At 60.4% G+C, this 20,974-nt stretch carries 17 protein-coding genes and 2 tRNA genes; 3 read left to right on the forward strand and 16 right to left on the reverse strand.

Translation table 11 applies throughout. The features are described 5' to 3' along the window. Positions 1 to 68: 68 nt before the first annotated feature. From tsaA to rimO, 6 genes are all read right to left on the reverse strand, one after another. Positions 69 to 767, reverse strand: a complete 699-nt coding sequence (tsaA, locus tag FEE99_RS10445) for a tRNA (N6-threonylcarbamoyladenosine(37)-N6)-methyltransferase TrmO (protein WP_041478081.1) — start codon at positions 765 to 767, stop codon at positions 69 to 71. Between the two features lie 182 nt (positions 768 to 949). Then, on the reverse strand, positions 950 to 1,720 hold the full coding sequence (locus FEE99_RS10450) for an SDR family oxidoreductase (RefSeq protein ID WP_041478080.1): 771 nt from the start codon (positions 1,718 to 1,720) through the stop codon (positions 950 to 952). Positions 1,721 to 1,884: 164 nt separating this feature from the next. Next, the gene (locus FEE99_RS10455) at positions 1,885 to 2,352 is read right to left on the reverse strand and encodes a YehS family protein (protein WP_016771408.1); all 468 of its coding nucleotides are present in this window, start codon (positions 2,350 to 2,352) and stop codon (positions 1,885 to 1,887) included. Positions 2,353 to 2,422: 70 nt separating this feature from the next. Further along, complete coding sequence (locus FEE99_RS10460) at positions 2,423 to 3,133, reverse strand: rRNA pseudouridine synthase (RefSeq protein ID WP_041478079.1); 711 nt, start codon at positions 3,131 to 3,133, stop codon at positions 2,423 to 2,425. Positions 3,134 to 3,324: 191 nt separating this feature from the next. Further along, a complete protein-coding gene (locus FEE99_RS10465) occupies positions 3,325 to 3,798 on the reverse strand; it encodes a GNAT family N-acetyltransferase (protein WP_041478078.1) in 474 nt (157 codons plus the stop codon). 207 nt (positions 3,799 to 4,005) lie between these two features. Further along, a complete protein-coding gene (gene rimO / locus FEE99_RS10470) occupies positions 4,006 to 5,343 on the reverse strand; it encodes a 30S ribosomal protein S12 methylthiotransferase RimO (protein WP_041478077.1) in 1,338 nt (445 codons plus the stop codon). A gap of 349 nt (positions 5,344 to 5,692) precedes the next feature. Between rimO and FEE99_RS10475 the strand changes: the two genes are divergently transcribed. Next, positions 5,693 to 7,534: a potassium transporter Kup gene (locus tag FEE99_RS10475; protein WP_371924010.1), complete on the forward strand. Its 1,842-nt coding sequence runs from the start codon at positions 5,693 to 5,695 to the stop codon at positions 7,532 to 7,534. 162 nt (positions 7,535 to 7,696) lie between these two features. Here the strand turns inward: FEE99_RS10475 and FEE99_RS10480 are convergent, their stop codons facing one another. The 5 genes from FEE99_RS10480 to FEE99_RS10500 form a co-directional block, all read right to left on the reverse strand. Then, positions 7,697 to 8,023, reverse strand: a complete 327-nt coding sequence (locus FEE99_RS10480; protein ID WP_041478075.1) for a DUF3077 domain-containing protein — start codon at positions 8,021 to 8,023, stop codon at positions 7,697 to 7,699. A 518-nt stretch (positions 8,024 to 8,541) separates the two neighbouring features. Further along, a complete protein-coding gene (locus tag FEE99_RS10485; RefSeq protein ID WP_041478074.1) occupies positions 8,542 to 9,837 on the reverse strand; it encodes a virulence factor family protein in 1,296 nt (431 codons plus the stop codon). Beyond that, positions 9,837 to 12,476 (reverse strand): bifunctional lysylphosphatidylglycerol flippase/synthetase MprF, encoded by a 2,640-nt coding sequence (mprF, locus tag FEE99_RS10490; RefSeq protein ID WP_041478073.1) that lies wholly within the window; start codon positions 12,474 to 12,476, stop codon positions 9,837 to 9,839. Before mprF ends, FEE99_RS10485 begins: the two co-directional genes overlap by 1 nt. Before the next feature lie 279 nt (positions 12,477 to 12,755). Then, positions 12,756 to 12,832, reverse strand: a tRNA-Met gene (locus FEE99_RS10495). Positions 12,833 to 13,049: 217 nt separating this feature from the next. Next, positions 13,050 to 13,126, reverse strand: a tRNA-Met gene (locus tag FEE99_RS10500). 279 nt (positions 13,127 to 13,405) lie between these two features. Between FEE99_RS10500 and dinB the strand changes: the two genes are divergently transcribed. Beyond that, positions 13,406 to 14,467: a DNA polymerase IV gene (gene dinB / locus FEE99_RS10505; protein WP_041478215.1), complete on the forward strand. Its 1,062-nt coding sequence runs from the start codon at positions 13,406 to 13,408 to the stop codon at positions 14,465 to 14,467. A gap of 126 nt (positions 14,468 to 14,593) precedes the next feature. Here dinB and FEE99_RS10510 read toward each other — a convergent pair whose 3' ends face one another. The 4 genes from FEE99_RS10510 to FEE99_RS10525 all read right to left on the reverse strand — a co-directional run bounded on the left by FEE99_RS10510 (position 14,594) and on the right by FEE99_RS10525 (position 19,366). Beyond that, positions 14,594 to 15,547, reverse strand: a complete 954-nt coding sequence (locus FEE99_RS10510) for a hypothetical protein (protein ID WP_041478072.1) — start codon at positions 15,545 to 15,547, stop codon at positions 14,594 to 14,596. Positions 15,548 to 15,564: 17 nt separating this feature from the next. Continuing rightward, positions 15,565 to 17,280: a proline--tRNA ligase gene (locus tag FEE99_RS10515; RefSeq protein ID WP_041478071.1), complete on the reverse strand. Its 1,716-nt coding sequence runs from the start codon at positions 17,278 to 17,280 to the stop codon at positions 15,565 to 15,567. 129 nt (positions 17,281 to 17,409) lie between these two features. After that, positions 17,410 to 18,969, reverse strand: coding sequence for an AmpG family muropeptide MFS transporter (locus FEE99_RS10520; RefSeq protein ID WP_041478070.1), 1,560 nt, complete (start codon positions 18,967 to 18,969; stop codon positions 17,410 to 17,412). Between the two features lie 43 nt (positions 18,970 to 19,012). After that, positions 19,013 to 19,366: an MGMT family protein gene (locus FEE99_RS10525; RefSeq protein ID WP_016771391.1), complete on the reverse strand. Its 354-nt coding sequence runs from the start codon at positions 19,364 to 19,366 to the stop codon at positions 19,013 to 19,015. Between the two features lie 165 nt (positions 19,367 to 19,531). Here FEE99_RS10525 and FEE99_RS10530 point away from each other — a divergent pair, with 165 nt between their 5' ends. After that, positions 19,532 to 20,539 carry a DUF481 domain-containing protein gene (locus FEE99_RS10530; protein WP_041478069.1) on the forward strand — a complete coding sequence of 336 codons (1,008 nt, stop codon included), beginning with the start codon at positions 19,532 to 19,534 and terminating at the stop codon, positions 20,537 to 20,539. Positions 20,540 to 20,657: 118 nt separating this feature from the next. Here FEE99_RS10530 and FEE99_RS10535 read toward each other — a convergent pair whose 3' ends face one another. Then, positions 20,658 to 20,867, reverse strand: coding sequence for a cold-shock protein (locus tag FEE99_RS10535; protein WP_002554837.1), 210 nt, complete (start codon positions 20,865 to 20,867; stop codon positions 20,658 to 20,660). Positions 20,868 to 20,974: the final 107 nt, after the last annotated feature.

Here is a 20,974-nt window from a genome sequence, read left to right on the forward strand (position 1 = left end):
TGATCTTGCTTTTTAAAATCAAGATCAAAAGATCGCAGCCTTCGGCAGCTCCTACACTGGGCGCGGTTTCAGGCTGTGGCCGGGATGACTTCCAGCACGCGGATCTGTTCGGGCGTCGGGTAATGCCAGCGCACGTCCAGATCCCAGAACTGCGCACCATATTCACGTTCCGGCGCCGGTGTCTGATACGCCGGGCGCGGATCCTGAGCCAGACATTGTTCAATCAGCTCAACCAATGGCTCTTCAAGCCGCTGAGCGTGGGTGTGCGCTTGTTTCAAGGCTGAATCCGCCCACTGCACGTCGATCAACTGCGGCGCGGCGCTGGCGATGTCATTGGTCGCCCCAGGGATGATGTCGGCATACGGCACATACGGTTTGATATCCAGCACCGGTGTGCCGTCGAGAAGATCGATCCCGGAGATAAACAGCCGATTACCTTCGACCCTGTCCAGCTTCACCACCGACTGGCCAATGCCGTTCGGCCGGTGCGTGGCGCGGGTGGCGAACACGCCCATCGACTTGTTGCCGCCCAGGCGTGGCGGGCGCACTTTCAGGCGCGGTTTGTCTTCCAGGGCTTGGTGGAACAGAAACAACAGCCACACATGGCTGACCTGCTCCAGCCCCTGCACGGCGTCACCCTGGTCGAACGGCGCGACCAGTTCCAGCACGCCACGGGCGGCCGGGGCCAGTTGTGGCTGGCGGGGGATGGCGAACTTCTCCTTGAAGCAGGAGCGCACGAAGCCGATGGGGGAGACGCTGTAAGTCATGGTCTGGGATCGAAGCGGGTAGGGCGGGCATGATAACCCGGCTCGCTTCAAGTCTGGTGGTGACAGGGCGGACGCCATCGCTGGCAAGCCAGCTCCCACAGGTTTTTGAGTGAACCTGGATTGTTCAAACACCAAAGAACCCTGTGGGAGCTGGCTTGCCAGCGATAGTCACACCGCCGATGTCAGAGGCTGAACCCACCATCAAGAGGAATGATATTCCCGGTCATATAAGCCCCCGCCGTACTCGCCAGGCTGATCGCCAGCGCCGCCATCTCCTCCTCACGCCCCCAGCGCTTCATTGGAATCAGCGCCGTATCCTCAGCCAACGCCTGTTCATCATTACCAATATGCTGGGTCATCTTGCTCGGAAAGCGACCCGGCGCAATCACGTTGACATTGATGTGCTGGCTCACCAGTTCTCGCGCCAGAATGCGCGACAACTGATGCAGAGCGGCCTTGCTCGGCCCATAGGCGTAAGCCTGCTCGCCAAACGAAGAAATCCCCGCCACCGAACCGATATTGATGATCCGCGCCGGATTCGCCGCCGAACCAGCCTTGCGCAGCAACGGCAGAAACTGCTGGATGCAACTGAACACCGACGTCACGTTGAGCTGCATGACCTTCTCCCAGCCCTTGACCGGATAGCTCTCCAGCGGCGCGCCCCAGGTGGTGCCGGCATTGTTCACCAGAATGTCCAGATGAGTGATCTGCTCACCCAGACGCGCGGCCAATTCCCGCACGCCTTCTTCGGTCGCCAGATTCGCCGCCACGCCGTGGCAAGTGCCCATGGCGCCAAGTTCTTCGGCGGTTTGATGGCAGGCTTCGACGTCGCGCGAGCACACGTAGACATGGGCGCCGGCCTCGACGAACGCCTTGGCGATCATCTTGCCGATACCACGGGTGCCGCCGGTCACCAGAGCGGTGCGGCCTTGCAGGGAAAAGTAGGGATGCATGACGAGTCCTGAAGATTAGGGATCAGTACACTCTAGGCCATGCGGCCAGCTTCGAGCTGCAAGCTACAAGCGGCAAGTCAAACACCGTGCCTCGCCTTGCCGCTTGTAGCTTGTAGCTTGTAGCTTGTAGCTTGTAGCTTGTAGCTTGTAGCTTGCAGCTGTTTTCAGGCTCTCACGCGCAGCGTGAGCCCTTTGAGGAAGTTACGCAGCAACTGGTCACCACACGGACGGTAGTTGGTGTGGCCGACCTTGCGGAACAGCGCGCTCAGTTCGGGCTTGGACACCGGAAACTCGGCGGCTTTGAGGATCGCGTGCATGTCGTCTTCTTTCAGCTCGAACGCCACACGCAGTTTTTTCAGGATGATGTTGTTGGTCACCGGCACTTCGATCGGCTGCGGCGGACGGCTTTCGTCCTTGCCGCGTTTGAAGATCACCAGACCGTCGAGGAAGTGCGCGATGACTTCGTCCGGGCAGCGTACGAAGCCTTCTTCGTCTTCTTCTTTCTTGTCGAGCCAGGTGATTACATCGGCGAGCGTGACGTCCATGCCGCCCAGTTTGATGATCTCGACAACTTTCTTGTCGCTGATGTCGAGCATGTAGCGCACGCTGCGCAGTACGTCGTTATGAACCATGTCGGTATTCCTGATGCGTTGTGGGCAGCGCTCGTAAGCACTGCCGAAATGTGTGGCGGCAGTGGAAGTTCTAGAACTTCTCTTTGCCGGACAGGTAGCGCCACTGGCCGAGCGGGACCTTGCCGATCGACACGCCGCCGATGCGGATGCGGCGGATGCCGATGACCTTCAGGCCGACCGCTTCGCAGAACTGCGCGATGATTCCCGGCTGAGGGTTTTTCATGGCGAAGCGCAGGCGGTTTTCGTTCTGCCAGCTGGCCTTCACCGGCGGCAACTCCTTGCCCTTGTGCGTCAGGCCATGCTGCAAACGGTTGAGGCCGTGGGCAGCCATCTCACCTTCGACTTCGACGATGTATTCCTGCTCGATCTTCGCAGCGTCGGCGGTGAGTTTGCGCAGGATTTTCCAGTCCTGGGTGAACACCAGCAGGCCGCTGGCCTTGGGCTGCAGGTCGGCGCTGGCGGTCAGGCGCAGGAAATGCCCGCGCAACGGACGCTTGCCGTAGCGATGGTCTTCGCTGAGGGTTTCGGCGCTGAGCGATTGCATGGCGCTGTCGACATCCATGCCGGCGGGCGCGTTAAGCAGGATAGTCACCGGCTCCGGCGCGGTGGCCTTGGCGTCCTTGTCGAGCTCGACCTTTTGCTCGCCGACCTTGAATTGCGGCTCATCGATGACTTCGCCGTCCACGGTGACCCAGCCGCCTTCGATGAACAGCTCGGCCTCCCGGCGGGAGCAACCGACCAGTTCGATGAGGCGTTTGGAGAGGCGAATCGGGTCAGTCATGACGGGGCCGTAACAAAAAAGGGGTGGGCATTGTACCTGTGTGGAAGCGGTTAAGCCCGGTTCCATTTGCAGGCGCTGTATTCAATGTGGGAGCGAGCCTGCTCGCGAAGGCGTTCTGCCAGTCAATGTTTGCATTGACGGGTACACCGCATTCGCGAGCAGGCTCGCTCCCACAGGGGTTTCATGGTGTGTCAGCCGTTGCCTGAGCGCTGCTGGGACTGCCGCAAGCGCATATGCAGCAGCGGATACGGCTGGCCCATGCCATCGACCTCGGAGCGGCCGATCACCTCGAAGCCCTGTTTCTCGTAAAAACCCAAGGCTTGCGGATTTTGTTCGTTGACGTCGAGTTCATCGGCGTTCAGCCGTTCGATCGCATAGCGCAGCAACTGCTTGCCCAAGCCTTGACCACGATGGTCGGGATCGATGAACAGCATTTCAATCTTGCCCGCCGCCACACCGGCAAACCCGGTGATGCGCTGCTGGCGGTCCTTGGTGCAGATCAGCATTACCGCGTCGAGATAGCGGGTGAGCACCAGATTGCGCAGCAGCTCGATATAGCTGTCCGGCAGGAACCGATGAGTTGCACGGACCGAGGCCTCCCAGACCCGGGTCAGTTCTTCGTAATCGCTGATTTTCGGTGTGTGGATGACCGAATGCTGACGCATGTGCGTGTGCCTCTTGTGCCGTTCAAGGGAGTCCGTCCCCCGCTAAACGATAGCCGCAAAAAAGCCCCGCATCGAGCGAGGCTTTCAATACAGCGATCCCTGTAGGAGCTGACGAGTGAAACGAGGCTGCGATCTTTTGACTTTCAAGATCAAGAGATCGTCCGATCGCGGCCCGAGCCTTCGGCAGCTCCTGCAGGGTGCTCGGCTTTAGATCTGCTCAGCCCACAAATCATATTCGTCGGCATCAGTCACCTTGCACCAGACCTTGTCGCCCGGCTTCAGGTTGCTGCCGTTGTCGATAAACACGTTGCCATCGATTTCCGGGGCGTCGAAGAAGCAACGGCCGACCGCGCCTTGCTCGTCCACCTCATCCACCAGCACCTCAATCTCACGACCGATGCGCATTTGCAGGCGTGCCGAGCTGATCGCCTGCTGGTGCGCCATGAAGCGCTCCCAACGATCCTGCTTGACGTCGTCCGGGACCACTTCCAGATCCAGATCGTTGGCCGGTGCGCCATCCACCGGCGAGTACTGGAAGCAGCCGACGCGGTCGAGCTGGGCTTCGGTCAGCCAGTTCAGCAGGTACTGAAAGTCTTCCTCGGTTTCGCCCGGGAAGCCGACGATGAAGGTCGAACGGATGATCAGGTCCGGGCAGATTTCGCGCCAGTTCTTGATGCGTGCCAGGGTCTTGTCTTCGAACGCCGGGCGTTTCATCGACTTCAGGACTTTCGGGCTGGCGTGCTGGAACGGGATATCCAGGTACGGCAGGATCTTGCCGGCGGCCATCAGCGGGATCAGCTCGTCGACGTGCGGGTACGGGTAAACGTAGTGCAGGCGCACCCAGACGCCCAGCGTGCTCAGCGCTTCGCACAGTTCGGTCATGCGGGTTTTCACCGGCGCGCCGTTCCAGAAACCGGTGCGGTATTTCACGTCGACGCCGTAGGCGCTGGTGTCTTGCGAGATCACCAGCAATTCTTTGACGCCGGATTTGACCAGGCGCTGCGCCTCGTCGAGCACATCGCCAACCGGACGGCTGACCAGTTTGCCGCGCATCGACGGGATGATGCAGAACGAGCAGCTGTGGTTGCAGCCTTCGGAAATCTTCAGGTACGCGTAGTGGCGCGGGGTCAGCTTGATGCCTTGCGGCGGCACCAGGTCGATCAGCGGGTTGTGATCCTGACGCGGCGGCACCACTTCGTGCACGGCGTTGACCACTTGCTCGTACTGCTGCGGGCCGGTCACGGCCAGCACGCTCGGGTGCACGTTGCGGATGTTGCCTTCTTCCACGCCCATGCAGCCGGTAACGATGACCTTGCCGTTTTCCTTGATCGCTTCGCCAATCACTTCCAGCGACTCGGCCTTGGCCGAATCGATGAAACCGCAGGTGTTGACCACCACGACGTCGGCGTCCTGATAGGTGGACACCACGTCATAGCCTTCCATGCGCAGCTGGGTCAGGATGCGCTCGGAGTCGACCAGTGCTTTCGGGCAACCCAGAGATACAAAGCCAACCTTTGGATTGGCCGGCGCAGGAGTGGTGGACATGTCTAACCTCGGTGTTTTGTGACGTCGCTTGCTTGATGCGCAAGCCGACGGATGGGCGCTTAGGGCGCGCCTCTGATCAAAAAGTGCGCAATTCTAGCGGCGGGCAACGCACTTGACCAGCTTTATACGGGGAAATACGACGAGTGCTGCGCTATGCTTCGCGCCGTTGAGCTTTACCGATTTCTTGCAGTCAATCATTGGTCTGTAACAACAGGTAAAACAGCGCATGCTGCAACTCAAAGCATAGTGCTTCCTTCAAAGAAGCCGGTATCGAGATCAGGAGTGTTGGATGGGTCAGGCAAGTAGTCATGCGGCGGGCGCCGAGGGTTCGGCAAGCAGACCGCTGAGCATGCTGGTCGCGGCGGTCGGGGTGGTTTATGGCGACATCGGTACGAGCCCGTTGTACACCCTCAAGGAAGTGTTTTCCGGCGGTTACGGCGTGGCGGTCAATCACGACGGCGTGCTGGGCATTCTGTCGTTGATCTTCTGGTCGCTGATCTGGGTGGTCTCGATCAAGTACATGATGTTCGTCCTGCGCGCCGACAACCAGGGCGAGGGCGGCATCATGGCGCTGACCGCACTGGCTCGGCGGGCAGCGGCGGGGCGCAAGCGCCTGCGCACGCTTCTGGTGGTGTGCGGGCTGATCGGCGCGGCGCTGTTCTATGGCGACAGCATGATCACCCCGGCCATTTCGGTGCTGTCGGCGATCGAAGGCCTCGGCCTGGCGTTTGAAGGCATCGATCACTGGGTGGTGCCGCTGTCGCTGGTGGTGCTGGTCGCGCTGTTTCTGATCCAGCGCCACGGTACCGCGCGGATCGGCATTCTGTTCGGGCCGATCATGGTCACCTGGTTCCTCGTCCTCGGCGCCCTCGGTGTGTACGGCATCAGCCACACCCCGGAAGTGCTGCACGCGCTGAACCCGATGTGGGCGGTGAATTTTTTCGTCGTGCACCCGGGCATGGGCGTGGCGATTCTCGGCGCCGTGGTGCTGGCGCTGACCGGCGCGGAAGCGCTATACGCCGACATGGGCCACTTCGGTCGCAAGCCGATCGCCCGCGCCTGGTTTCTGCTGGTGCTGCCGGCCCTGGTGCTCAACTACTTCGGCCAGGGCGCATTGCTGCTGGAAAACCCGGACGCGGCGCGTAACCCGTTTTATCTGCTGGCGCCGAGCTGGGCGCTGATTCCGCTGGTCGGCCTGTCGACCCTGGCCACGGTGATCGCTTCGCAAGCGGTGATTTCCGGCGCGTTCTCCCTGACCCGTCAGGCGATCCAGCTCGGTTATATCCCGCGCATGTACATCCAGCACACCTCCAGCGACGAACAAGGCCAGATCTACATCGGCGCGGTGAACTGGGCGCTGATGGTCGGCGTGGTCCTGTTGGTGCTGGGCTTCGAATCCTCCGGTGCACTGGCCTCGGCCTACGGCGTCGCAGTGACCGGCACTATGCTGATGACCACCATTCTGGTGTCGGCGGTCATGCTGCTGCTGTGGAAATGGCCACCGATCCTTGCGGTCCCGGTGCTGCTTGGCTTCCTGTTGGTGGATGGCCTGTATTTCGCCGCCAACGTGCCGAAGATCGTTCAGGGCGGCGCTTTCCCGGTGATCGCCGGTATCGCGCTGTTCGTGTTGATGACCACCTGGAAGCGCGGCAAACAGCTGCTGGTCGAACGCCTCGACGAAGGCGCGCTGCCGCTGCCGATTTTCATCAGCAGCATCCGCGTACAACCGCCGCACCGGGTGCAGGGCACTGCCGTGTTTCTCACCGCGCGCTCCGACGCCGTGCCCCATGCGTTGTTGCACAACCTGCTGCATAACCAGGTGCTGCATGAGCAAGTGGTGTTGCTGACGGTGGTTTACGAAGACATCCCGCGCGTACCGCCATCGCGGCGTTTTGAAGTGGAAGCGCACGGTGAAGGCTTCTTCCGGGTGATCCTGCACTTCGGCTTCACCGACGAGCCCGACGTGCCGCAGGCGTTGAAGCTGTGTCATCTGGATGATCTTGATTTCAGCCCGATGCGCACGACCTACTTCCTCAGCCGTGAAACGGTGATTGCCTCGAAACTTGAGGGGATGGCGCGTTGGCGTGAGGCGTTGTTTGCGTTCATGTTGAAGAATGCCAATGGCAATTTGCGGTTCTTTAATCTGCCGTTGAACCGGGTGATTGAGTTGGGGACGCAGGTGGAGATGTAAGCCTGACCTCAACTGAAAAGCCCCCGTCAGCCTAGTTGCTGGCGGGGGCTTTTTTGTGGGCGGCAACTTCAGATCAAAAGATCGCAGCCTTCGGCAGCTCCTACAGGTTCCGCATTCCATGCAGGAGCTGGCGAAGGCTGCGATCTTTTGATCTTCAAACTTTTACAAGCCTTCAGGTATCTCTGCTTCAGACTCGGTCTTCGTCCGCGCAGGTCGTGGCATCAACGCCTGAATCACGTCATCAATCAAGGCTTTGCCCATCACCGTCAGGTAATGCGCGGCCCAGGCATGGCGGTCGGTATCTTTGATGAAAGCAGCGTCCTCGGCGAAGGATTTGGCGAGGGATAGCAGGTCGGAGGATTGGGACAAGGCATCGATGATCGGGATGCCGGAGCGGACGTTGAAGAACGCTTGATCCGCGTTGTAGAGGAAAGGGGTGAAGCCGATGGTTTTAGCGTTTGCAAGTCCGTGCAGATCAGTTTCGGTCATCGTGTTACTCCTTAGTTCGAAGTGCCGCGACTTTCGTTACCACGCGAAAGGGAGGCAACTGTACGCAGGGTGGTAAACCGGGAACCAAGGAAACCGGCACGCCCGAAAGCGTCCCACGCACAGCCGCCATAACTCGACGAGCGCGCTGTTGCGATGGTTTCTCCGGGTTACCACACCCGATCGCTGAATGGGTCAGCGACGTCCGGAGAGTATCCCGTCGAAAAACAGCGCAATAGAGCGGCACAGCGCCCCAACAAGAGTTTCGGAGTTTGCCTACAAGGTCTGTGGGCGTCATCTGATATTGCGAGACTGGAAGTAAACGAAAGTAAACACCTGGCACTTTTTTCTCTGTGGGAGCGAGCCTGCTCGCGAAGGCGTAGTGTCAGTCGACGAATCTGTAAACTGACCCACCGCATTCGCGAGCAGGCTCGCTCCCACAGGGATTTTGGTGGCTGTTAGGATGTAAAAAGCCCCCGCAACCGTGAAGTTGCGGGGGCTTTTTGTGGATGCGCTTCAGATCACTCTTCGGCGACCGAATCCTTGCTCTGACGCTTCTGGATCAAATCCACCAAGCGCTTGGCCAGGGCCGGGTAGTTCTCGTCGAAGTGGTGGCCGCCGGGCAGTTTCACCGCTTCGCCAACAGCAGTCTTGTCCGTGCAGCCGCTTTCATCGGTCTCTTCTTCACCATAGATGCACACAACCTTGGCCGCTGGCAGCTTGGCCATTTCCGGGCTGGTCGCGGCTTCTTTGCCGGCGTTGCCCAGCCAGCCTTCGACTTCGATTTCGAAGCTGCCGGTGCGGGCGAAGGCGAGCAGAATGATGGCGTCGACGCGTTGCTGTTCGTTCTCTGGCAGGCGGTTGTAGATCGCCGGGAGTACGTCAGCGCCGAACGAATAACCGGTGAGGATGAAGCGTTTGGTGCCCCATTTCTGCCGGTAGTGCTGCATCAGTTCGGTGAGGTCGAGCGCGCTTTGTTCCGGGCTCTTGTGTTGCCAGTAGTAGCGCAGGGTGTCGATGCCGACCACCGGGTAGCCGATCTTGGCCATTTCGCCGGCCACGTCGCGGTCGAGGTCACGCCAGCCGCCGTCGCCGGAAAGGAACAGGGTCACGGTGTCGTTGGCCTGACCGGCCGGCACTTCCACGACCGGGATCGCCAGGCCGCCGTTGGCCTTGTCGCCGCCGACGAGGATTTTGCGCAGTTCGTTGTTCAGCACTTGCGGCAGGTTGATGTCGTAGTCGCTGATGCTGGTCTCGGCGTTCGGCTGATCGCGCACAAAGCCTGCGCTGGCGTCGTCCGGGTTGTCGTTCCACGCCACCAGCCAGTGGCCGTGGGCGGCGGATTTCGGCAGCAGGTGAGTGCAGCCGGGTTTTTCCAGGGCCAGATCGACGGAGACGGCCTGGGCCTTGTCGTCTTTCTGTTCCGCCAGCCAGCGCCACGCCAGTACAGCGCCCGGGCCGATGCCGCTGACCAGGGTGGCCGGGCCATTCAGTTCACGCAGGCCCGATTGCAGAGCGCGGCTTTGCAGCAGGCAGTCCTTGGGCAGAATCACCTGAACGATCTGCGCCGAGGCGCTGCGGCTGAGGGTGGTCAGTTGTTTCTCGGAGAGCTTCTGCTCGTCGGTGACGGCCACCAGCACCTGAGCCTTCGGCTTGTTGCCGGGGATCACGCGGGTCATGGCCGTGCCATCGGCGGGTTTCAGTTGTTCGACGGTCGGTTCCGGTGCCGGACGTTTGAGGTACCAGTAACCGCCGCCGGCAATCACGGCCAGCACCAGCAGGGCGGCCAGGATGTACTTCAGGGAGCGTTGAATCATCAGCGTTTCACCAATCCAGTCAAGCCGCCCGCGATCAGGGCAGCAGTGTCGGCCAGCGCCACGAGCGGATCGAGTCCGGCGGGCACGGCCATATAACGGGGTTCCCAGTCAGGCTGGAACTTGTCTTTGAAGCGGCGCAAGCCTTGGAAGTTGTACAGCTGCTCACCACGGCGGAAGACCATCGAGCCCAGGCGCTGGGTCAGCGGTGCGCCGCGCCGGGGTTGCAGCCCCGACAACGGCACCATGCCCAGGCTGAAGCGCGCGTATCCGTGACTCTTATAGTGTTGAATCAGGCCGACCATCATGAATTCCATGGTCAGCTTCGGCGCTTCCGGGTGCGCGCGCATCAGGTCGAGACTGGCCAGATCGTGGCTGTAGGTCTCGAGCAGATTGGCGAACGCTACCGGGCGGCCTTCGAAGCGAATCACCGCAATGCGGAAATGCTTCAGGTAATCGTCGCTGAAACGGCCGAGGGAGAAGCCTTTCTCGCGCACGTTCTTGCCGGTCAGCCAGGCATCGGAAATCACTTTCAGCTCGTCCATCGGCGCCTGCCCCGGCTCATGGATTTCCAGCGAGAGACCATCGCGGGTGCCACGGTTCCAGGTGTAGCGCAGATCCTTCATCTCCTTGCCCTTGGCTTCCAGATCGAAGCGCAGCAGATCGACCCGGGCTTCTTCGCCGAGCTTGATCGCCGTCAGGCCGATGTCCATGTAGTACGGCAGGTTCTCCGCGCGCACCTGATAGAACACCGGGCGGGTGTGATGGATGTCGCAGAGGTCGCGGAACTGCCAGATCATTTCCGCACGTTGCTGGCTCGGCCCGATCGGGTCGTACAGCGCCACCAGACTGCGGCCACGACGGGCGTACATCAGGAACGCCTCATCGTTGGGGTGAAACAGCAGCGCCTTGTCACCGGTCAGCGCGAGGCCGCCGTCGGGTTGTGACGAGGCCATGAGGATTTTCGCCGCGCGATCCAGTTCGTCCGGCGTCGGCAAATGAATCACCGGGCGCGCCGTGCGCAGCAGCCAGGTCAGCGAGATGATCACCAGCAACACCGCCGCACCGAGCAGCGAGCGCAGACCGCGCGGCGCGTCAGCGTCGAGGGTGAACTGCCACCACAGCTGATGGCTGTAGGGTACGTCCTGATAGGCAAACAGCAGCAACCAGGCCGAAGCGCCCAGTACGCACAGGCTGGCGACCAGATACAGCGGCGAAAACGGCAGTTCGGTCAAACGGCTCGGACGGTAGAAGGAGCGGCGGAACACGCCGAGCAGCGCGGCCGTCAACGTCATCAGCGTGGCTTCTTCCCAGTCGAAGCCTTTGAGCAGCGAGAGCAGGGCGCCAACCAGCAGCAGAATGGTGGTCAGCATCCACGCCGCCGACAGGCGTCGGCGCAGACCTTGTGCGAGCAACAGACAGAGGACGCCGATCAGGCTGGCGCCGAAGTGCGAGGCGTCGACCAGGCGATGCGGGATCAGAAAACCGATGTGCTCCAGGCGCGTGTCGATTTCCGGGGTCGCGCCGGAAAACAGCAGCACCACGCCAGACAGGAACACCAACACCGCCAGAACCGGCGCGGCCAGACCGGACGCCGCGCGCATGGTCTGGGATTGAAACAGGCGCTGGCCTTCGTTGATCAGCAGCAATACGCAAGCGACCAGCAGCGGCAGCACCACGTAGATCAGGCGATACAGCAGCAGTGCAGCGGCCAGCGGCGCGGCGCCAAGCTTGTCGGCAAACGCGGCGAGCAGAATCGCTTCGAACACACCGACGCCGCCAGGTACATGACTGAGCACACCGGCGGCCAGGGCCAGCAGATACACCAGCAGGAACGGCGCAAACGGCGGCGCTTCCGGCAGCAACAAGTAGAGAACGGTGGCGGCAGCCGCGACATCGAGGGCGGTGATCACCAGTTGCAGAAAGGTCAGGCGCCGACCCGGCAGGCGCAGGGTGCGCCGCCCGGCACGGACCAGCAGATTGTCGGGGTAGGGTTGTTCCGGCAGGCGACGACGATAGATGCCGATCGCCAGCACCGTACCAAGGATCAATACGGCAGCGGCGACCGAGCCCAGCAAGAATTCGGACAGCCCCAACGCTTGCGAGGCGGCGGGCAGGTTGCTCAGGGTGGCCAGCGCTGCCAGTGGCGGCAAGGCGCAGCCCAGCGAGAGGCTGGCAAATAGCGTCATGTGCGCAACTTCCGACGCACCGACGCCCAGTCGCGCATATAAACGATAACGAACCGAGCCGCCGGACAGCAGCGACAGGCCGATCGCATTGCCAATCGCAAATGCGGTGAAGCCGCCGAGCGCGAGCGTGCGCGGCGGCAGTTTCACCCCAGCGTAGCGGCTGGCCGACCATTCATAGCCGAGCAGAATGATGAAACCGACCACGGTCGCACCGATGGCGCCGAGCAGGGCAGGTTTGGGCACGTCGAGAATCGAGTCATGCAGCGCGTCTAGATCGAGCTCGGCGAGCAGATGGCGGCAGGCAATCAGGGCAATGGCAAACAGCAGCAACGTGACGGCCAGACCGATCGGCTGACGGTATTTGCTTAATCGATCCAGCCAGCGCAAACGCTCGGGTTTGATCGGTTGTTCTGCTGTAACGGTGTCTTGTGGATCAGACGAGTTGGCGCGCATCAATCACCTCTTGGATTGTGCGCGACAGGATGGAGGTATCCAGCCAAGTTACCAATCCCTGTAGAAAAAAATAATCACAAAATACTACGCCTCTCGTCGGGCATCGGCGAGGGCAGTTCCTGGATTGCAGATACCTTGTCCGCGACTCAAGCATAGTCGCAAGTCAGTGGTTCTGATGATCCCCAGCGGTTCACTGCACAGTGACAGATCATTGTTGCGAAAGGACTTTTTCGACAGATACAAAAAAGGCCACTCTTTCGAGTAGCCTTTTTTGATGTTTGGTTGCGGGAGCCGGATTTGAACCGACGACCTTCGGGTTATGAGCCCGACGAGCTACCAGACTGCTCCATCCCGCGTCTGTGTGGCGGCATTCTACAGGCGAACGACGAGGTGTCAACCGCTAATCCCGGAATGGGCCAAATAACTGCGAAATCGCGGCGAACGGTCGCAGGTAATGCGTAAGTTTCGGAAATGCAACAAATTGCCGTTTCGCTGGCGATTGAGCGGGGCGCCCGTTTGCAAAACAGACGCGCACAAAAAAGGCCACTCTTTCGAGTAGCCTTTTCTGATGTTTGGTTGCGGGAGCCGGATTTGAACCGACGACCTTCGGGTTATGAGCCCGACGAGCTACCAGACTGCTCCATCCCGCGTCTGTGTGGCGGCATTCTACAGAGGTTCGCGAGTGTGTCAACCGTCGATCCGGATAAATCTGTTGAGGTTCAAGCGCTTAGCGTATTTTCACGGCGGGCGGCCGGCGCGCAGGGCAAGCGGCGCAAGGCTTTCAGCTCTATTGCGCGCTGATCTGTGATTGAAAAAATAAATTCATCGGAAATCTCCTACGGTCGGAAAAGAACATTCAACCACTGGTGCTATATACAGGTACCAATGAGATACTGCCGCTCCGGCTTGCCACGTTGTCTTTTTCCGACATGACCCAGCGAAAAATCATCCACATCGACTGTGACTGTTTCTATGCCGCCATCGAGATGCGCGATGACCCGCGTCTGGCCGGCAAGCCACTGGCGGTGGGTGGTTCGGCGGATCGGCGCGGGGTGATCGCCACCTGCAACTATGAAGCGCGCGCCTATGGTGTGCGCTCGGCCATGGCTTCCGGGCATGCATTAAAGCTGTGTCCGGACCTGACCATCGTCAAGCCGCGCATGGACGCTTATCGGGAAGCGTCGAAGGAAATTCATACGATCTTCGCCGATTACACCGACCTGATCGAGCCGCTGTCGCTCGACGAGGCCTATCTGGATGTGTCCGACAGCGCGCACTTCGGCGGCAGCGCCACGCGCATCGCCCAAGACATTCGCCGCCGGGTCTCCAACCAATTGCACATCACCGTCTCGGCTGGCGTTGCGCCAAACAAATTTCTGGCGAAGATCGCCAGCGACTGGAAAAAACCCAACGGTTTGTTCGTGATCACCCCGGATCAGGTCGAGGAGTTCGTCAGTGGTCTGCCGGTGAGCAAGCTGCACGGCGTCGGCAAGGTCACCGCCGACAAGCTCGGCAAGCTCGGCATCGTTGACTGCCAGCACCTGCGCGAGTGGGGCAGGCTGGCGCTGGTGCGCGAATTCGGCAGCTTCGGCGAGCGCTTGTGGAATCTGGCTCGTGGGATCGATGACCGTCTGGTGCACAACGACAGCCGCCGTCAGTCGATCAGCGTGGAAAATACCTACGACGTTGATCTGCCGGACTTGCGCAGCTGCCTGGACAAATTGCCCGAGCTGCTCGATACCCTGAAAACCCGCATGGCCCGAATCGACAGCAGTTATCGACCGGGCAAGCCGTTCGTCAAAGTCAAATTTCATGATTTCACCCAGACCACGCTGGAGCAGGCTGGGGCAGGGCGCGACCTGGGCAGTTATCAGTTGATGCTGACGCAGGCGTTCAACCGCGGCGGCAAGCCGGTGCGGCTGTTGGGGGTGGGAGTGAGGCTGGAGGATTTGCGCGGCGGGTTTGAGCAGATGGAGTTGTTTGAGCGGTAGATTTGCGGCGTATTCAGATAATCATCGCGGGCAAGCCCGCTCCCACATTGATCGATGGTGAAACACATATTGTGTGAACACCCATAAACCCTGTGGGAGCGGGCTTGCCCGCGATGCCTTTAGCTTTTAATTCGGTCCCGGATCTGCAACCAGGCGCCCTGCATCCTTGGCCAGAGACTTGAGAAACTCAGTCTGCAACTCAGGATCATTGCGGGTCAGTTCGATCAGGCTCTGTTCCAACTCACTGGCTTCTTCTTCCAGACCCAGCTCCGACAGGCGTTTGACCCGGTGTACCCACTGGCTCACCTCGTCATCTTCCAGATCGTCATAAATTAGCCCATGCGCCTCAATCAACTTGCCGCGCAGGTGGCCGCTGAGCATCAGGGTCGAGTCGGAATGCACATCGTCCTTGGCGTCTTCGACACTGATCTGCAAGCGGCCGACATGGTTGAGGTCATGTTCGGCGAACGGACTGTCGAGCAGGTTCAAGCGCAGCACACCGTTGCGGTCGGTGGTCATGTCGAACGTCTGCTTGCCGGCCTTGACCTGCACCGGTCGTTCGCTCCACGGCAGGCTCGAATACTCCGTGCGCTTGTCGCGCTGGACTTCATCGATGCCTGCGAGGTTCTGCTGCGCACGACCATTGGACTGCACGTTCATGAACGGGTTGAGCCCGGCGAAACCATAGCTCAGCCAATCCCGGGTGACGCTGTCCGGCAGATTGCCGAGTGCGAACACGTTGACCACGTTGGCACCGACACCACCGACCACGGCCACCGCGCCCAGCGGAATCTCGTAGACTTCGCGCCAGGGTTGGTAAGGCGTGTAGCGGTCGTAACGACGAGTGACCTCGAACTCGGTGACTTCGAAAGTCTTCTGCTCGTTGATCTTCACGCGTCGCTGCGGCAGCTCGAGCACCTTGGGCTCGCCGACATCGATCTGCAGGCTGTGATCGAGCAACTTTCGCTCGACCCGCTCTTCGTGCTCGCTGCGTTGCGACATGTGATTGGCGCAGCCGCTGACCAGCAGGGCGCCGCACAGGGCGGCGCCACCGAGGCCTAAGGTGTTTCGCTTGAACATGACGTCTCTATCTGGTTTCAGCGGCGGATACGGGCCTGAAGGAAGGACACAACATCGGCCACCGGCAGCGCTTGCGCCTCTGCTTCGGAACGACTCTTGTATTCCAGGTTGCCTTCGGCGAGGCCGCGGTCGCTGACTACGATCCGGTGTGGAATGCCGATCAGCTCCATGTCCGCGAACTTGATGCCCGGGCTGGTTTTCTTGTCGCGATCGTCCAGCAGCACTTCGAAGCCGGCCGCCGTCAGTTCGGCGTACAGCTTGTCGGTGGCTTCGCGCACCTGCTCGGTTTCATAGCGCAGCGGTACCAGCGCGATCTGGAACGGCGCCAGGGTGTCGCTCCAGATGATGCCGTTGGCGTCGTTGTTCTGCTCGATAGCCGCAGCGACCACGCGGGAAACGCCAATGCCGTAGCAACCCATTTCCAGAGTCACCGGCTTGCCGTTTTCGCCCAGCACTTCGCACTTCATCGCCTTGCTGTACTTGTTGCCCAGCTGGAAGATGTGGCCGACTTCGATGCCGCGCTTGATTTCCAGCGTGCCTTTGCCGTCCGGGCTTGGGTCGCCGGCGACGACGTTGCGCAGGTCGGCAACGGTCGGAACCGGCAGATCACGCTCCCAGTTCACGCCGAAGTAGTGCTTGTCATCGATGTTCGCGCCAATGCCGAAGTCGCTCATCATCGCGACCGAGCGGTCGATGATGATCGGCAGCGGCAGGTTCAGCGGGCCGAGCGAGCCGGCGCCGGCGCCAATCGCGTCACGCAGTTCGGCATCGGAGGCCATCACCAGCGGGCTGGCCACGCCAGGCTGGTTGGCAGCCTTGATCTCGTTCAGTTCGTGGTCGCCACGAATCACCAGCGCGATCAGCTTGCCTTCTTCTTCGGCGTGGACGATCAGGGTCTTGATGGTCTTTTCAATCGGCAGATTGAATTTTTCCACCAGCGCCGCGATGGTCTTGGTGTCTGGCGTATCGACCAAGCGCAGTTCTTCGGTTGGCGCAGGGCGCGAGGTTTCCCGTGGCACCGCTTCGGCTTTTTCGATGTTTGCCGCGTAGTCGGAACCGTTGCTGAAGACGATATCGTCTTCGCCGGACTCGGCCAGCACGTGGAATTCGTGGGAACCGGCACCACCGATCGAACCGTTGTCGGCTTCTACCGGGCGGAATTTCAGGCCCAGACGCGTGAAGATGTTGCAGTAGGCTTCATGCATGCGGTCGTAGGTGACCTGCAGCGACGCCTGATCGGCGTGGAAGGAGTAGGCGTCCTTCATGATGAATTCGCGGCCGCGCATCAAACCGAAGCGTGGGCGGATTTCGTCGCGGAATTTGGTCTGGATCTGGTACAGGTTGATTGGCAGCTGCTTGTAGCTGCTCAACTCGTTGCGCATCAGATCGGTGATCACTTCTTCGTGGGTCGGGCCCGCGCAGAAATCACGACCGTGGCGGTCTTTGATGCGCAGCAGCTCAGGGCCGTATTCTTCCCAGCGCCCCGATTCCTGCCACAGCTCGGCCGGTTGGGTGCTCGGCATCAACACTTCCAGAGAACCGGCAGCGTTCATCTCTTCGCGAACGATGGCTTCGACCTTGCGCATGACTCGCAGGCCCATCGGCAGCCAGGTGTACAGGCCCGAGGCAAGCTTGCGGATCATGCCGGCGCGCAGCATCAGCTGGTGGCTGATCACGACCGCGTCGGAAGGCGTTTCTTTCTGTGTGGCGAGCAAAAATTGACTGGTGCGCATGGTTGGCCGTTGTCGGTTGCTATGACTGGAAATGACGGAGCAGTGTACCGGCGAGTTTTGCTGACGTACAGAAGTGTGGCCGGCGGAAGGCGCCAGCGGCGGGATTCCTCCCGCCATTGGCGAAGCGTCCTACGATTCTTCGGTGACGGGCGTCGGTGCAGGCTCGGGCGTCGGTGTTTGTCCTTCGCGGCGGCGCTCCTGGAACCAGTGCAGCGCGATCAGTAGCAGCGTCGGTACGCCGAGCAGGGCGGTAATGAGGAAGAAGCTGTGATAACCGAACTTCTCGACCAGCACGCCGGAATAGCCGCCCATCAGGCGCGGCAGCAGCAACATGATCGAGCTGAGCAGGGCATATTGCGTAGCGGAAAACTTCAGGTTGGTCAGGCTCGACAGGTAGGCAACGAACGCCGATGTCGCCAGGCCCGAGCTGAAGTTGTCGAGGGAAATGGTCACCACCAGCATCTGCAGGTTCGGGCCCATGTCCGCGAGCATGACGAACAGCAGGTTGGTCGCTGCCGAAGACACACCACCGATAAACAGAATCGGCAGAATGCCGAAACGCACGATCAACAGGCCGCCCATGCCGGCGCCGACGAGGGTCATGATCAGGCCGAAAATCTTGCTGACGCTGGCGATCTGATCCTTGGTGAAACCCTGGTCGATGTAGAACACGTTGGCCATCACGCCCATTACCGTGTCGGACATCCGGTAAGTGGCGATCAGGCCCAGCAGCAGCAGCGCCTGCCAGCGATAACGCAGGATGAAGTCATTGATCGGCGTCAGTACCGGCGCCAGTCCGCGCCGGCCCATGGCCGACAGACACATCCCCGTCAGCAACGTATAGAGGATGGCACGCAGGAAGGCGCGGTCTTCGAGCAGCAAATCGAGTGGGCTCATGTCGCCGAACAGCACGCCGGCGAAATCGGTGTTGTATAGCTGGGTGAACATCGCCGGTACGGAAACCAGCAGCACGATCAGCACGAACACCGACATCAATTGATGCATGAACGTGTAGCGCCCGGCCTGCAACTGCGTGCGCAGCGGTACGGGTGGTTCGCGCATGAACAGCGTGGTCAGCAGCGCGGGCACCATCAATGCGCCGAACAGCACATAGGTGCCGGTCCAAGCTGCGTGCTTATAGTTGAAGCCGGTGGAGCCGAAACCTTCGGCGAAGAACAGCGCACCGGCGGTGGCGAGCAGGGCGGCAACGCGGTAACCGGACATGTAGCTGGCGGCGAGAGCGGCCTGGCGGCTGTCATCGGCGATTTCCAGGCGATAGGCGTCGACCGCAATATCTTGCGTGGCGGAGGCGAAGGCAACCACGACAGCAATGGCGATCAGCCAGGACAAATGCTTCTGCGGATCACAGAAACCCATGCCGATCAGCCCGAGAATCACCAGTGCCTGGGAGAGCACCAGCCAGGAGCGGCGACGGCCGAGTTTGCCCAGCAAGGGCAGGCGCCATTGGTCGAGCAGAGGTGACCAGACCCATTTGAACGCGTACGCCAGGCCGATCAGGCTGGCATAGCCGATGGTTTCACGGGCCACGCCTGCTTCACGCAGCCATACGGAGAGCGTCGAGAACACCAGCATGTACGGCAGGCCGGCGGCAAAACCGAGCAACAACAGCACGAGCGTCGAAGGACTGGCATAGGCGGCGAGCGCGGCGCGCCAGGTTTTACGGGGCATGGGCTGAAGTCTGCCTCAAAATTGCGAAAACAAAGCGCGCACTCTAACCGCTGTGCTCTACCGGACGCCAGCCATGGCGCCGAATATCCACACGATTGTTCTGGACGGTGATGCCTTCCATGCGCAATCGCGCGCGCTGCTCGTCACCGGAAGGGCTGCCGACCGGCAGACTGATGCGCCCGCCGGCGCCGAGTACGCGGTGCCAGGGCAGCTTGGTGTCGCCGGGCAACTGGCTCAATGTCCGCCCGACCCAGCGCGCGGCGCGGCCCAGCCCCGCAAGTTCGGCCAACTGGCCATAACTGACGACTTTGCCTTCGGGCACTTGCGCGAGCGTCGAGTAGAGTGCCGTGCGTCGGATTTGCGCATCGTTTTCGACGCTGTCGAGCGGGTCTTTCACGTACGCGGCTCCTGAGCATTGGCGTGATGATGGCGACAAGGGTAATCGCTCGTGGCGCAGTTGAGAAATGAACTCAATTGAAATAGTCCGGTCAGTCCTTGTCATGGGCAAAATCCTACGGATAATGCCGACCCTTTTCGCCAACTCTGAGCCCCCGATCTGCTTATGTTCCCCAGAACCCTGTTGTGCCTTGCTGTTTTCAGCGCGTCCACGCCCCTGCTTGCCGACACCGTCTGGTTGAAAAACGGCGACAAGCTGAGTGGCACTATCACGGTTTTCGACGGCGGCAAGCTGTTGATCCAGACCAAATACGCCGGCGCAGTGGCGATTGACTGGAAAGAGGTCAAGACCCTCGACAGCGATCAGCACCTGTTGGTGAAGCAGGACGCCTATGCCGGCGAAGTGTCGAAGTCGCTCACCGCGGCCGACGATGGCAAGGTCACCCTGGCCAACGGCGAAGCGCCGAAGACTGTCGAATTGGCGAGCATTCAGCAGATCCTCAAGCCCAAGCCGATCGTCACCGATCTGGTGTGGAAGGGCAACGTCGATCTGGCGCTGGACTATCAGCGCGCCGAAAAGGACACCGACGATTACGACGTCGCCTTCAAGACCTCGGCTCGCCATGGTCGCTGGCGCCATACCGGCGAGGGCGAGTACAACCGCGAAGTGCAGGATACGGAAACCACCACCAACAACTGGCGCGCCGAATATTCCCTCGACCGCTTCCTTACCGATCAGTGGTTCTGGCAAGGGCGCATCAACTACAAGCGTGATCACATCGAAGAGCTGGCGCGTCAGCGTGTGGTCGGTACCGGTCCGGGTTACCAGTTCTGGGACGATGAACTGGGTGCGTTCTCGCTGGGCTCGTTGCTCAACCGTACCGATTACGAATATCGCGATGGCAGCAAGGACAACTTCTACTCCGTCGCGATGAAGTGGGACTACAACCGCTACCTGATCGGAAAGAAGGTCGAGTTCTTCACCAATGGCGAAGTAGGCAAGCCGCTGTCGGGTGTTGCCGATTACGCACTGGATGCCGAGCTGGGCCTGCGCTACAAGGTCACCGACTGGGCCTCGCTCAACCTCAAGGCCGAGCGCGACATCATCAGTGGCACCAACGATGCGGATCTGAACAAGACCCGTTATACCGCAGGGTTTGGCGTCGCCTGGTAAGGGCAGAAACAAAAAATCGCGGCCTCAAGGGTCGCGATTTTTTTTGCCAGCGCAAAACAGGCGCCCACAAAAAAGCCCCGCTTTTAAGGGCGGGGCTCTTTTCTAAAGAAGCTACAAGTTAGATAACTTGTACTTCTTCAGCTTGCATGCCTTTCTGACCGCGGGTAGCGATGAAAGAAACCTGTTGGCCTTCTTTCAGGCTTTTGAAGCCGTCGGATTGGATAGCTTTGAAGTGAACGAACAGGTCGTCACCGGATTGTGGAGTGATGAAGCCGAAGCCTTTTTCATCGTTGAACCACTTAACGGTACCGGTTTGGCGATTAGACATGGTGTAACTCCTTGAACAAAGATAACTGCGACTCAGGAAGAACCCTGGCCGAGACTGAGTGCAAAGAGCAGGAAAAATTCTTGTAGATGGTTGGATCGAAATTCAAC

This window comes from Pseudomonas sp. ef1, from assembly GCF_007293365.2.
In the GTDB taxonomy this organism is placed as follows: Bacteria; Pseudomonadota; Gammaproteobacteria; order Pseudomonadales; family Pseudomonadaceae; genus Aquipseudomonas; species Aquipseudomonas siliginis.

Excerpts from the sequence above, each read along its gene's own strand:
- tsaA (WP_041478081.1), bottom strand. The coding sequence starts at position 767 with ATGACTTACAGCGTCTCCCCCATCGGCTTCGTGCGCTCCTGCTTCAAG.
- FEE99_RS10450 (WP_041478080.1), bottom strand. The coding sequence starts at position 1,720 with ATGCATCCCTACTTTTCCCTGCAAGGCCGCACCGCTCTGGTGACCGGC.
- FEE99_RS10455 (WP_016771408.1), bottom strand. The coding sequence starts at position 2,352 with ATGGTTCATAACGACGTACTGCGCAGCGTGCGCTACATGCTCGACATC.
- FEE99_RS10460 (WP_041478079.1), bottom strand. The coding sequence starts at position 3,133 with ATGACTGACCCGATTCGCCTCTCCAAACGCCTCATCGAACTGGTCGGT.
- FEE99_RS10465 (WP_041478078.1), bottom strand. The coding sequence starts at position 3,798 with ATGCGTCAGCATTCGGTCATCCACACACCGAAAATCAGCGATTACGAA.
- rimO (WP_041478077.1), bottom strand. The coding sequence starts at position 5,343 with ATGTCCACCACTCCTGCGCCGGCCAATCCAAAGGTTGGCTTTGTATCT.
- FEE99_RS10475 (WP_371924010.1), top strand. The coding sequence starts at position 5,693 with ATGCTGGTCGCGGCGGTCGGGGTGGTTTATGGCGACATCGGTACGAGC.
- FEE99_RS10480 (WP_041478075.1), bottom strand. The coding sequence starts at position 8,023 with ATGACCGAAACTGATCTGCACGGACTTGCAAACGCTAAAACCATCGGC.
- FEE99_RS10485 (WP_041478074.1), bottom strand. The coding sequence starts at position 9,837 with ATGATTCAACGCTCCCTGAAGTACATCCTGGCCGCCCTGCTGGTGCTG.
- mprF (WP_041478073.1), bottom strand. The coding sequence starts at position 12,476 with ATGCGCGCCAACTCGTCTGATCCACAAGACACCGTTACAGCAGAACAA.
- dinB (WP_041478215.1), top strand. The coding sequence starts at position 13,406 with ATGACCCAGCGAAAAATCATCCACATCGACTGTGACTGTTTCTATGCC.
- FEE99_RS10510 (WP_041478072.1), bottom strand. The coding sequence starts at position 15,547 with ATGTTCAAGCGAAACACCTTAGGCCTCGGTGGCGCCGCCCTGTGCGGC.
- FEE99_RS10515 (WP_041478071.1), bottom strand. The coding sequence starts at position 17,280 with ATGCGCACCAGTCAATTTTTGCTCGCCACACAGAAAGAAACGCCTTCC.
- FEE99_RS10520 (WP_041478070.1), bottom strand. The coding sequence starts at position 18,969 with ATGCCCCGTAAAACCTGGCGCGCCGCGCTCGCCGCCTATGCCAGTCCT.
- FEE99_RS10530 (WP_041478069.1), top strand. The coding sequence starts at position 19,532 with ATGTTCCCCAGAACCCTGTTGTGCCTTGCTGTTTTCAGCGCGTCCACG.
- FEE99_RS10535 (WP_002554837.1), bottom strand. The coding sequence starts at position 20,867 with ATGTCTAATCGCCAAACCGGTACCGTTAAGTGGTTCAACGATGAAAAA.